Source organism: Microcoleus sp. B7-D4 (assembly GCF_036705125.1).
Classification (GTDB): domain Bacteria; phylum Cyanobacteriota; class Cyanobacteriia; order Cyanobacteriales; family Microcoleaceae; genus Microcoleus.
The window spans coordinates 71,673-84,671 of the sequence record NZ_JAUBTT010000014.1 but is presented as its reverse complement, the minus strand read 5'-3'; the positions used below and the strand labels follow the sequence as shown (position 1 = coordinate 84,671).

Below are 12,999 nucleotides of genomic sequence, written 5' to 3'. Positions count from 1 at the left end.
GTCAAATCTCCTCGTAACTGGTTCCCAATAACCTGAATAAAGCTGAGACTAAAGCAACTGCACGGGCTTTACTGGATGTCACCATAGACGATCGTCTTCAATTCTGCTAAACCCTACCCTTTCTGAGGGGGAAGAGTTAGGGATCGCCGGTGCTGTACCTCTATTTTAAAGAATTATTGCAAGTTGGCGCTTGATTTTAATATATGCGGGCTGTGCAGCAGCTCACCGTATTGTATATTTTAAGACATTTTGGGTCAGTTCAATCAATAAGCCGATCGGTCAATCGATTTTAGATTTTAGATTTTAGATTTTAGATTTTAGAGGCGACCCCACGGATAAATGCGGGGGCTTGAGGATTTTAGATTTTCGATTTGGGATTGATTCCACGGATAAATCACGTGGCGGGTACCACCTTTGAAATTCGTGGTCTGAGACAGCCGGGGAGTCGAAGTGTAGCGAGTCCAAATAAAATTTTCTGTGATTTGTATCGGGAATTAATTGGTCGATCGAACTTTCTCAGATTTTCGGTGGGGTGGCACTTCGTTTTACTTATATCTTGCACCATTTTCCATAAGCTTTTTAGGGACGGGCAGGATGCCCATCCCACAATCAAATTCACTCTTTGTGGAACAGGCATCTTGCCTGTTCTCGAAAAAGGTGCAACATAGGAGTTTTACCGAATTCAGGGGAATCTCTGCAGGTTGAGTTCAGTGTCTCTGCAACAATCTATCTTTAGATAGATGCAGCATGAATATTGTTAGTAAGTAGTGTTTAATTTTTGAGGGGCGACGGCGATCGACAAGCCAACTGTTGGCCCGGTTGCAAGTATTGCATGGTAGGCAAATCCCGCAAAAAGTAAAGCAGACAGACCAGGAACTTTGACTTTTTTTGACAGGATCGATCGATATTCAGGAAATAAGGGGAGAATTCAAGGGAATTGGAGTTTGAGAGGAGCGACAAAACAATATAGAATTAACATGGGCATCACTACAAAAAAATAATCTGCCAAACGAGGTAGCAGTAGTTAGTAGCAAGCGAGATAAATTACTACATAGCTAGTTGTTTCTAGCCAGAAGCGCGAAACTATTTGTTCAACAGGGTATAGCTAAACGGTTGCATAGAAGCAAGACTCCAGCGGTGCCGATTCCTGGGACGCAGACGAAAGTTAAGGAAAAACAAGCGTACTAGCCAATCAAGTCAGAGGGGGGATTTACCTCGCGGCAAGCAGCAATAGACTTGATGAGAAGTTAGGATTGAGATGTGAATGCTCAACTCATGAAACCAATTGATTTTTACATTTTTTTAAGCGATTCAAAACGCAAGACTTTTTTGGGCTTCACTTAACCAGCCGCAGCCCGATAAAATTTTGTATCCGATAATTAATATTTAAGTAAAAGGAATTTTTGTGAAAACGCTCAATATCCTCTTAGTAGAAGACAGTCCCCTAGATGCCGAACTGATTGAGGCATATCTAATGGATGGCGGGCTCCAATTTTCTCTGGTGTGTGTGGAAAATCGAGAAGACTTTGCCACGGCGCTGGAAAAACAACGTTTTGACATTATTTTGGCAGATTATATGCTGCCTTGTTTTAACGGGATAGCTGCATTGGAAATCGCCCACACTACTTGTCCGGGAGTGCCGTTTATTTTTGTGTCGGCTACTTTGGGCGAGGAAGTGGCGATCGAAACTTTGAAAAGCGGCGCTACTGATTATGTTCTCAAACGCCGTTTGATACGCTTGGTGCCGTCGATTCAGCGGGCCCTGCGGGAAGTTCAAGAACGGAACGAGCGCAAGCAAGCCGAAGCACAGCAGCAGGAGAGCGAAGCTCGATTTCGGATTATGGCAGATACCGCGCCGGTGATGATTTGGATGTCGGACACTGACCAACTTGGCGATTACTTTAACAAAGTTTGGCTGGAGTTTACCGGTAGAACTTTGGCGCAAGAAATGGGCACGGGTTGGATGGAAAACTTGCACCCTGATGACTTGCCAGAATGTTTGGATATTTACCAAAAAGCCTTCGACGCTGGCAGCGAGTACCGGCTCGAATGCAGGCTGAGACGCTATGACGGGGAATATCGCTGGGTTTTGGGTACAGGTGTACCCCGGTACAGGCCCGATCGCACTTTTGCAGGTTACATCGGTTCTTACATCGATATTAGCGATCGAAAACAGGCAGAACAAGAACGCGCTGCCGCTTTGTCTCGCGAACAAGCAGCGAGGTTGCAAGCAGAAGAAACAGCTAAAGCGCTGCAATCGGCAAACTATCGAATTACTAACATTCTCGAAAGCATTACCGATGCTTTTATCGCAGTAGATTTAAATTGGAACTATACCTATGTCAACCACCAAGCTATTGAGCTTTTAGGCAGACCAAAAGTAGAACTGATCGGTAAAAAGGTTTGGGAGATATTTCCCTGGGCGGTCGATTTACAGGGTTACAAAATGGCTACCCAAGCAGTAGCAGAAAAGGTAACAATCGAGTATGAAGAATTCGTGCCGCTATGGAATAAGTGGTTGAAGGTGCGTTTTTATCCTTCCGATTCTGGTTTGTCGGCTTACATCCAAGACGTTAGCGATCGCAAGCAAGCAGAAGCTGCATTCAAAGCTAGCGAAGAAAAGCTGAGAATGTTGGTCGAAGCTAACTTGATCGGCATTATGTTCGGGGATGTTAACGGCCGTATCATGGAGGCCAACGATGAATTTTTGCGAATAGTTGGTTACACGCGGGAACAGTTGCAGCGCGGGGAATTAAACTGGATTGAGAGCACGCCGGCGGAGTATCGATCTCTCGACGAGAAGGGGATTGCAGAGGCACAAGAAACGGGAGTTTGCACTCCCTACGAAAAGGAATTCTGGAGGAGAGACGGTAGCCGGATTCCGGTGCTGATCGGATATGTTTTGCTGGCGCAAAAGCGACAAGAATCTGTGGCTTTTATTCTCGATTTGACGGTTGGCAAGCAGTTGGAAAGAGAACTGCACGATCGAGCCGAGGAATTGGCGCGGGCGAACCGGATTAAAGACGAGTTTCTAGGAACTTTATCCCACGAATTGCGGACGCCGCTGAATGCGATGCTGGGATGGGCACAACTGTTGCGAAACCGCAAGTTTGACGAAAAAACGACTGTTCGCGCTCTGGAAACGATCGACCGCAATACGCGCTCGCTGGCAACTCTGATCGACGATTTGCTGGACGTGTCGCAGATTATTACCGGGAAACTGTCGCTGAATTTGCGGTGGGTGGATGTGATTTCGACTGTTGAGGCTGCGATAAAGACTCTCGCGCCCGCGATTGGGGCAAAAAATATTGAAATTGTGACGGATTTCGACCCAACTGTGGGGCGGATTTGTGGCGATGCCGGCCGCTTGCAACAGGTGGCGTGGAATTTGCTGTCGAATGCGATTAAGTTTACTCCCGATGGCGGACAGGTGAGGGTGGCGGTGCGAAAGATGGAGAGGACTTTTGCCGGTGAGGAATTGGCTTGCTGTAAAAATTTGTCGCCCGCTAGTGTCGAAATTGAGGTCAGCGACACGGGACAAGGGATTTCACAAGAGTTTTTGCCGCACGTTTTCGAGCGGTTCAGCCAAGCTGACAGCTCTATAAGGCGATCGTACAACGGATTGGGTTTGGGTTTGGCGCTAGTGCGTCATTGTGTGGAAATGCACGGGGGGACGGTGCAAGCGGCATCGGCTGGGAAGGGACAGGGAGCGAGCTTTTTGGTGAGATTGCCAATTAAACAGCCGCGTGGCGACGGCGGATTTTCTGTTTCCGGGTCGGGGGAGTTTGGGGCTCCTCAAAGCCAGACGCCAGCCGCTGTAAAGGAGTCTTTTGTCAGCAGCAATCTTTCGGGAGTGCGGGTATTGGTGGTCGATATCGACGCTGATTCCCTCGATTTTACCTGTACAGTGCTCGAAGATTGCGGGGCCTTGGTGGAGACCGCTAGGTCGGGAATCGAAGCCCTGGAGGCGATTGAAAGGCTGAATCCAGATGTGTTGGCGATCGATATCGAGATGCAGGCCCCTGATGGAGAGGCTCTGCTGCAGCAAGTGCGATCGCGGATGGTGGACAGGGAGATTCCGGCGTTGGCGTTTACGGCGGTTGGTAGGGTAGAGGAACGGGTACGGGCACTGCAGCAAGGTTTTCAAATTTACGTGCCCAAGCCGATCGAGCCTGCTGAGTTGGTGGCGGTGGTGGCAAGTTTGGCGGCGCGATCGAACGATTTTAGATTTTAGATATTAGATTTTAGATTGACTCCGCGATGACCGATGTCGTAACTACACATCAATTTTCTTGGATTCGAGCGATCGCTCGAATCCAAGAAAAACTTTTTTTAGTATTAATCAGAATTAGAGCTAATTTGTCAAGCCCCAAAAGTTATAAATTTAATTTAGATCACAGTCTGTAGTTTTTGATACTGATAACAGCTTTTAAAAAGAATGCAACTGTAGAAAAGTTTCAAACCCTGATCATCAGCAGTCCGACTTCTAAAATCTAAAACCTAAAATCTAAAATTGTATGAGGTTCAGGGACGATCGCCCTTAACAGTATCTCCTCAAACATCAAGTTCACAACTAGGTGCTTCATTAAGCCAAAAAGTGGATCACAATCAACCTAATTTGTCATACCCCAAAAGTTATAGATTTAATTTAAGTCAAAGTTTTTAGCTTTTGATCACAGGTGCAGGGACGATCGCCCTTAACAGTATCTCCTCAAATATCAAGTTCAGCAACGAGATGCTTCATTAGAAAAATCTTCGGCCGGCGTAAATGCTTATAACACTCCTCTATTGCCCGCCGTGCAAGGATTTTTTGATTCTTGGATGTGGACTCGCCGCCCGATTCCCACTATCGACGACTAGATACCAATTGCACCCGACCGGCATCCATTTCATCCATTAATAACTCTAAAGCCTCATAATCAATATCCGAGATGTACCCCAAACGGGTGAGCTCGTAATTGATTTCGTTTTCAATGTCAGGCGTCAACTGCTTAATGTAGAGGGCTTTTTCTACAAGTTGACGAATAGCATGAGTTGCTTGCATAGTAAGTCGGAGAACTCCGTACAGTTTTATTCTCCTCTAAACTGTCGAGCAAACAGGTGATCTAGATCAGAACTAATAAGTGATTTAAATTACATTGTTCAGTTTTATCTAACAGCTACGGCAAAGTCAATCGCAATTTTTATAGTTGCCAAGACTAAACCTACAGGCATAAATAAAAAATAGTATAGTAGCTTACGTTTCCTCCCCAAATCTTACGCAAAACTTCATAAAAAAGAGTCAATAAATAAAGATTCAGTAAAACTACTGACAACAACTGGTCAGTTTGCCTCAAATTAAGTTAGGCTCAGAGTAATCAAGTAGGTTTAGGCTTACATCCGTCCAGCGCAGTAGTTGAAAATACGTAGCAATCATAGGTTTGACATATGCAGACACTTCTTGCCCATAAACCAATTACGGTGATTCGACCCCTAGACTACCTGAATGCAGCCACCGCCGGAGAATTCGACGTACAACTAACGACAGCAATTGCAGCCCCCGGAGTTGTAGCGGTACTCGTAGATTTGGCCGAAGTAAAATTTATTGACAGTGCAGGTTTGATGGCATTGGTTTCGGGCCTCAAGCAGGCGAAAAAAATGGGGCGCAGGTTTAGTCTTTGCTCGGTATCCCCTGGGATTAAGATGATTCTGGAACTCAGCCAACTCGATCGAGTTTTTGAGATATTTGAAAATGTCGATAGCTTTGATGCCGAAAACTCCTGCGTAAAACAACACTGTTGACATACTCACCGCCCTAAAAGTGCGGTGATTCTTGACACTTCACTGACTGACGCAACCGAAGTCGTCTTACTCTGTCTCTGTGGTTAGAGTCGATGCCTATGTTGCCACAGGACACCTCTCCTTCAGAACTGTACGTGCGGCTTTCACTGCATACAGCTCAAGCGTCAATATCTACTTTTCCTTTTGAGAATTTCGAGCTACACGGGCTTCTCCGTGGATAGGCTGGTGTTGGTGACATTGACGGTGGAGCATCTGTAAATTAGATTTCTGCCAATTATTATGGTTTCCATCCGCATGATGTAGCTCTACCTTATCGCCACTGAGAAATGACAGTCCACAAGCTTTGCATTTATGATTTTGTTGCTTCAGAAGTGATGTGTTAATCGCTGAGTAATTCTTGTTTTCTCTCTTAGCCCAGTAGGTTAAATCGCCATCGAACGGGGATTTATCTCCGGTCACATTGTTATGGGAACAAGCTCTCCAAGGTACCATAGGGAATGCCTTATGGATTACTTCAGTTGTACCTTGACGGTCGAAACTCCCTTGTTTGCGGATATATTTCCATGTCCAATAGGCTTGTGCCCATAGGTCGTGTGAGGTCATATCACAGAATTGGTTATAGTTTCTCCAGCCTCTTACCAATGAGCCGCATTTGGCGATTCTTTGAAGGAGGGTGAATCTACTATCTTTCATCGTCACTTTAATCTTGGCTTTTACCTTTTGGGTATTTTCCTGGGATGGAGTGCTGATGAATTTTCCATTAGGCTTGACTTTGAAGTTCCATCCTAAGAAATCAAATCCTTCTGTTGCCTTTACGAGCTTGGTTTTGCTTTCTTTAACCTGCAACCCTCGTTCTTCAAGAAATAAATTGATGCTTAAACGTAGTCCGTATTGGTCAACCCCTGGTTTACAGAGAAATACGAGGTCGTCAGCATACCTTAAACAGGTGATGTTTTTATTCTTGAAGCAATCTTCGATTCCGTTGAGAGCTATATTGGCTAATAGTGGGGAAATTACCCCCCCTTGTGGAGTACCTGCCGTTGACGATGGGTACTCCCCTCTAACTCCTGCTTTAATGGCAAGTCTTAAACCCTTAAGAGCGATTTTTGGCAGTTCTGTCTTTTCCAGAATTGTCTCGTGACTTATCCGGTCAAAACATTTTTCAATGTCCATTTCCAGTATGGTTTTGGATATTCCATCGCTGGTAGACCTTAAGGCTGAGAACAGTCGTTTCTGGACATCGTGCGCCCCCCTTCCTGGTCGAAACCCGTATGAATTGCCGTGGAATGTTGCCTCGGCGGCGGGTTCAAGCGCATACTTGAGTAGACATTGATACGCTCTATCACTAATAGTGGGTATTCCTAATTTCCGTTGAGTGCCATCCTTTTTTGGGATATTTACTCTTCGTAGTTTTTGGTGTTCCCACTTCTTCCAGCCTTTTAGAAGGTCTTGGGCTAATTGCATCCGTTCTTTGTAGTTCAGTGCAGTTTTGCCGTCTACCCCTGCTGTGGCTTTACCCTGATTTAATTGGGTGACTTGCCTGACGGCTAAATATTTAGCCGCCTGGGAGTTGAGTAATAACTTCTGAAGCTTACACACTAGCTTGCGGTCGCCATTCTTCCGAGCTTTATAAATCCTTGTTTGCAGGCGGAAGACAAGCTTCTGGAATTTCTTCCACGGCAATGCTTTCCAATTATCAACTTCAATTTCTTGAGTCGCCATAACTTTCATTTCTGAGCCAACTACTTAAGTGATTTAGTCTCTATCGACCGTGACCAGTTAGGCTTGAGTCCTTAGTTCTTGCCGTTTCGGTCACATCCTACCCGCTTATTTCATATGTGGCTTTGATTTGCCCTACCTGGGTTGTTCGACCACCCCAGGAGATTTAAGCGTTTTTCTTCGTTCCGTAGAGTGATAATTACTGATTTAGGACTCTCCACTTCACCCACCACAACCCAGGATTGCACTTGTTAACGGAATTTCAGTGCGGGTCTTGTGTGGTTATCCGATGTTCGTTTCCATCGGTACTCTTTGGATGCTTTTTCCGAAGATTCACGTTTGTTATCCATGTCAGCCTGCCTAACGGGTATCCAGGCATCACAGCCCTTGTTTTTCCCGTCCTATTCCCAGCTTCACTTTGATGATCAGTCTCTGTGTGGGTAGGTTTGGCGTCACATCATCCTTAATGGGGAGGACTTGCACCTCCATCCCTCTACAGTTGTCCTTACTTTATTTAAGGGTCGAAACCCAGGCGATGTAAGGACTCTAGGTTATTGATTTACCTAGAAACGAGTCGCACTCCGTTTAGAGTCGTGGCAATGCCCTATCCCGACTTTGTTTATATTTTTTGCAGCGTTCTCATCGCGTTCGTGTTCAGTGCCACAATTCAAACACTGAACCGATCTGATTTTTAAATCCAGTCTTCCCCACTTAAAGCCGCAATCCGAGCAAATTTGACTGGTAGGCTCCCAGCGACTAATTACTCTAAAGTCTCGACCAAATTTCTCAGACTTTGCCTCGCACAAAGTTCGGAATTCTCTCCATCCCTGAAGACTAATAGCTCTAGCAAGTTTGCGGTTTTTGACCATTCCAGACACATTCAAGTCTTCTAAAACGATAGTTTGGTTTTCACTAACAATTTTGGTTGACAGCTTGTGCAAGAAATCTTTACGGGTGTCTGCAATTTGATTGTGCAGTTTGGCTATCTGAATCCGAGTTCTATTTCTGCGTTTCGAGTCTTTAGATTGCCGAGCTAGCTTTTTTTGGAGTTTACGAATTTTTCGATCTAACACTTTATAGTCTGGACTTTTAGCTTTCTCCCCATTACTCATCACAGCAAAAGTTTTAATCCCTAAATCAATTCCGACACTTGGGTTTTTAGCATCAATTTGAACGGGCTTAACTTCTACTACAAAGCTCAAGAAATAGCGATTAGCACAGTCCTTTAGTACAGTTACAGAGCTAGGCTCTGATGGTAACTCCCTAGACCAAATAGGGCTAACATTTCCAATTTTTGCCAGATACACGGACTCACCTTTGATAGAGAAACCTGTTTTAGCAAAAGTTGCAGACTGACTGTTAGTCTTTTTTTTGAATTTGGGTTGACCCACTTTCTTGCCTTTTCTCTTCCCTTTTAGGAAATCAAAATAGTTTTTGTAAGCAACCTCTAACTGTTTGAGGGATTGTTGCAGCGGCACGGATGAAACATCGTTCAACCATGCCCTTTGTTCTGTCTTTTTAGATATAGTTAGAGACTTGGATAGAGTGTTGTACCCAGGATATTTGCCACATCTGCTAACAGCCAAAGCATCGTTCCAAACAACTCTTACACAACCAAACAACTGAGCCAAACTCTGGCGTTGTCTATCGGTTGGATAGAATCTGTATTGGAACCTTGCTTTCATTATTTTTAGCTGTTTTACTACTTTAGTATGCCATACTATTTTAACACGATCGGGAAAATTCAGAAGGAATTAAAGCCGTCCTAGAACGACGGGGTTTTAAACCCATTTCTTTGATAAAGCCTCCTCATCGACGAGAACAGGCAACAAAACACAGCAAATTCGGTTAAATGGCCGAAAAGACAGACGACTGTCGTTGGCGTATTGGCAGATTTTAAGGTAGGCTGCTTAAGAGTCGCAACTATTTAGCGAGTCGAGCCGTGGCAGTAAAAGTCGAAGAATTACTTACAGCAGAGATTAATCAGCCTGCTCGTTATCTGGGAAACGAATTGGGTGCTACGCACAAGCCTTGGGACGCGGCGTCTGTGCGCTGGGTTCTCACTTACCCAGAAGTGTATGAAGTTGGTGCTTCCAATCTGGGGCACATCATCCTTTACAACATTTTGAACGCTTTGCCGAGGCAGTTGTGCGATCGGGCTTATTTGCCCGCCCCCGACTTGGCAGCAAAACTACGATCGACCAAAACTCCCCTGTTTGCCGTAGAATCGAGGCGATCGCTCACAGAATTTGATATTCTGGGCTTCAGCCTCAGCTACGAACTCGGAGCAACAAACATTCTGGAAATGCTGGATTTAGCCGGCATTCCACTAACTTGGCAAGAAAGAGCGACTAATCGCCAAAACGGTCAAATGCCGCTGATTTTTGCTGGCGGACAAACGGCAACTTCTAACCCCGAACCCTACGCTGACTTTTTTGACTTCATCGCTTTGGGAGATGGAGAAGAGTTGCTGCCAGAAATTGGCTTGATTTTGGCAGAAGGCAAAACAAATAATTTGAGCCGAGAAGCATTGCTGCTGGATTTAGCGCAAATTCCAGGCGTCTACGTCCCGCAATTCTACGATATGGCGGCCGACGGTTCTGTTCATCCCAACCGCCCGCAAGTTCCCGAACGAATTCTGCGCCGCGTGGCAACTCCCATACCAGCTTATTCGATCGGCCTGGTTCCCTACGTCCAGACAGTACACGACAGACTGACAGTAGAAATCCGCCGGGGATGCACCCGCGGGTGTCGCTTCTGTCAGCCGGGAATGCTGACTCGCCCAGCGCGCGATGTCGAACCTCAGCAAGTCGTAGAGGCGATAGAACAGGGGATGCAAGCCACCGGGCACAGCGAGTTTTCCCTGCTTTCCCTGAGTTGTTCCGACTATCTGGCACTCCCAGCAGTCGGGATGGAAATCAAAAATCGCCTGAAAGATAAAAATATTTCTCTGTCTCTACCCAGCCAGCGAGTTGACAGATTTGACGATAATATTGCCGACATTCTCGGCGGGACGCGACAAGGCGGTTTGACTTTTGCGCCGGAAGCTGGTACTCAGCGGATGCGCGACATCGTTAACAAAGGTTTGACAAACGAAGAATTGCTTCGGGGTGTCAAAACTGCGGTCGATCGCGGCTGGGATAAAATCAAGCTGTACTTTATGATCGGTTTGCCGGGAGAAACAGATTTTGATGTTCTCGGCATCGCCGAAACAGTCCGCTGGCTGCACAGGGAATGCAGGATCAATGGCAGGCGGGGACTGACTTTTAACTTGACAATTTCTAATTTTACGCCTAAGCCTCACACTCCTTTTCAGTGGCACTCGGTTTCTACTGCTGAGTTTTCCCGCAAGCAAAAACTCCTGAAGGAAGAGTTTCGGGGGATGCGGGGCGTCAAGGTGAATTACACTGATGTGCGGATTTCGGCAATGGAGGATTTTGTCGGACGGGGCGATCGACGTTTGGCTGCTGTAGTCCGCCGCGCTTGGGAACTTGGCGCGGGTATGGATGCGTGGTGGGAAAGCTTGGATCAGGCTTACAAAGCTTGGACTCAGGCGATCGATGAGTCGGGCCTTACTTGGAAATACCGCCAAGTCGAAAGCGGCGAGTGGAATCTTTTTGAGAAGGAAGAGGAGCACGACACGGATGCGGACACGGATACACGGATGAATTTAACGGCGGGGGCGGGCACGGGGGCACCGCCCCTACCAGCGGGGGCGGGCACGGGGGCACCGCCCCTACCAGCGGGGGCGGGCACGGGGGCACCGCCCCTACTGGATCAACCTTTGCCTTGGGATCATTTAGATACGGGAATCGACAAAAACTGGCTGAAAATTGACTTGCAAAAGGCTTTAGAAGCAGCGACGGTTCCCGACTGTTCCTTTGAAGGGTGTTCGCGCTGTGGGGTTTGCGGCACCGATTTCGGACACAATGTGGTTGTGGAGGCGCTGCCAATTCCTGAGTTTGCTGGGGAGTTTGTCCCGAATACTGAGCGGAAACAGCGTTTTCGGGTTTGGTTCGGGAAGGTGGGCGATATGGCTTTGGTTGGTCATTTGGATTTGATCCGATTGTTCGATCGAGTAGTCCGCAGAGCCGATTTGCCGATTTCGTTTACCGGCGGGTTTCACCCGAACCCTCGGATTTCTCTGGCAAATGCTCTGCCTCTGGGTGTTACCAGCACTGGGGAAATTGCCGATTTTGAGCTAACTGAGTCGATCGATATTGAGAGTTTTCGGGAAAAGTTGGCCGCTAAGCTGCCGGAAAATATTCCGATTTACAAGGTTGAGTCGATCGATCTCAAGGCTCCTTCTGCTAACCAGTTGTTAGAAGCAGCGGAGTACGCAATTACTGTGGCTGTAGGGGGTTCGTTGACAGAAAATGGCGAATTAGACCAGGAAAATGCTGCTCCTGTCTGCGTGGCTCCTGATGCCAACTGGGAAGCTTGGGTCAAGACGATCGTCGAAACCGAGGCTTTTTGGCGGGTGCATACTACTAAGTCGGGAAAGACGCAGGATGTCAATTTGCGCGATCGACTGCACAAACTAGAACTTGTAGATCACAAACCCGACAGCAGCACCTCTGCTAGGAGTGGTACATCCGAAGGTAGAGCCGTTTTGCGCTTTACTGGCAGTTGTCGCAGCGATGGCAACTTGCTCAAGCCAGAACATATTGTTTTCATGCTCGAACAAGTCAGCCAGCAGGAAATTCAGCTTCTGCAGGTTGAGCGTAGTCAGCTAATCCTAGGTTATGGTTAAGATAGGGAAGCCGTGGTGGAATTTTTTACCTTCGGCTCTCGATCGGGATGTGTCCTTTCACGCTATAATCGCTTGTTATGGAAGCCGCGGCGGCTCGAGCGCTTTAGTCGCTCGTCGCCCTCGTCAACCAGCAACGCGGGCTGGGTGCAATTTGCTTCTGTTCAAGACTTCAAGCCTTTTTGTTGTACATTCACGGGCTAAATCTAGCGCCAAACCCGCCGGAGCGGGGTCTGAACCAAATTTAGCGATTAATTTCGATCGATCGACTGGTTGTCGGTGGTCGGCTTATTCAAAAATCTCACGGTTCAAACCGCAGAGCGGGTATTCAACAATAGATGTTTTTGACGGGTCAAAAAACGGAGAGAAGCCCCGACTTAAGTCGTGGAGAACCAAAAATTTTAGATTTTAGATTAAAGTTCCAGCTCCCAGATTCATCTGTGGAGTCAATCTAAAATCTCAAACCTAAAATCTAAAATCGATTGACCCGTCAAAAAACGGAGAGAAGCCCCCGACTTAAGTCGTGAAGAACCAAAAATTTTAGATTTTAGATTAAAGTTCAATCTCCCAGATTCATCTGTGGAGTAAATCTAAAATCTAAAATCTAAAATCTAAAATCGACTGACCCGTCAAAAAACGGAAATAAGCCCCCGACTTAATTCGTGGAAAACCAAAATTTTAGATTTTAGATTAAAGTTCAATCTCCCAGATTCATCTGTGGAGTAAATCTAAAATCTAAAATCTAAAAT

General features: G+C 46.4%; 6 protein-coding genes. 3 read left to right on the top strand and 3 right to left on the bottom strand.

Features of this window, described 5'->3' with window-relative positions; all coding sequences use genetic code 11:
- Positions 1 to 1,405 precede the first annotated feature (1,405 nt).
- Positions 1,406 to 4,234, top strand: a complete 2,829-nt coding sequence (locus tag QUB12_RS08150) for a PAS domain S-box protein (RefSeq protein ID WP_333306319.1) — start codon at positions 1,406 to 1,408, stop codon at positions 4,232 to 4,234.
- Positions 4,235 to 4,846: 612 nt separating this feature from the next.
- Here the strand turns inward: QUB12_RS08150 and QUB12_RS08145 are convergent.
- The gene (locus QUB12_RS08145) at positions 4,847 to 5,044 is read right to left on the bottom strand and encodes a hypothetical protein (protein ID WP_015176637.1); all 198 of its coding nucleotides are present in this window, start codon (positions 5,042 to 5,044) and stop codon (positions 4,847 to 4,849) included.
- A gap of 383 nt (positions 5,045 to 5,427) precedes the next feature.
- Between QUB12_RS08145 and QUB12_RS08140 the strand changes: the two genes are divergently transcribed.
- The gene (locus tag QUB12_RS08140) at positions 5,428 to 5,781 is read left to right on the top strand and encodes an STAS domain-containing protein (protein ID WP_333141446.1); all 354 of its coding nucleotides are present in this window, start codon (positions 5,428 to 5,430) and stop codon (positions 5,779 to 5,781) included.
- 171 nt (positions 5,782 to 5,952) lie between these two features.
- Here QUB12_RS08140 and QUB12_RS08135 read toward each other — a convergent pair whose 3' ends face one another.
- Together QUB12_RS08135 and QUB12_RS08130 are read right to left on the bottom strand one after the other, a co-directional pair.
- On the bottom strand, positions 5,953 to 7,503 hold the full coding sequence (locus QUB12_RS08135) for a reverse transcriptase domain-containing protein (RefSeq protein ID WP_333141444.1): 1,551 nt from the start codon (positions 7,501 to 7,503) through the stop codon (positions 5,953 to 5,955).
- Positions 7,504 to 8,063: 560 nt separating this feature from the next.
- Positions 8,064 to 9,185 carry a transposase gene (locus tag QUB12_RS08130; protein ID WP_333141442.1) on the bottom strand — a complete coding sequence of 374 codons (1,122 nt, stop codon included), beginning with the start codon at positions 9,183 to 9,185 and terminating at the stop codon, positions 8,064 to 8,066.
- A 257-nt stretch (positions 9,186 to 9,442) separates the two neighbouring features.
- Here QUB12_RS08130 and QUB12_RS08125 point away from each other — a divergent pair, with 257 nt between their 5' ends.
- Positions 9,443 to 12,253 (top strand): TIGR03960 family B12-binding radical SAM protein, encoded by a 2,811-nt coding sequence (locus QUB12_RS08125; RefSeq protein ID WP_333306317.1) that lies wholly within the window; start codon positions 9,443 to 9,445, stop codon positions 12,251 to 12,253.
- Positions 12,254 to 12,999 lie beyond the last annotated feature (746 nt).

What these genes read in the sequence shown, in the direction of transcription:
- QUB12_RS08140 (WP_333141446.1), top strand. Translation starts at nt 5,428, where the DNA reads ATGCAGACACTTCTTGCCCATAAACCAATTACGGTGATTCGACCCCTA.
- QUB12_RS08145 (WP_015176637.1), bottom strand. Translation starts at nt 5,044, where the DNA reads ATGCAAGCAACTCATGCTATTCGTCAACTTGTAGAAAAAGCCCTCTAC.
- QUB12_RS08130 (WP_333141442.1), bottom strand. Translation starts at nt 9,185, where the DNA reads ATGAAAGCAAGGTTCCAATACAGATTCTATCCAACCGATAGACAACGC.
- QUB12_RS08135 (WP_333141444.1), bottom strand. Translation starts at nt 7,503, where the DNA reads ATGGCGACTCAAGAAATTGAAGTTGATAATTGGAAAGCATTGCCGTGG.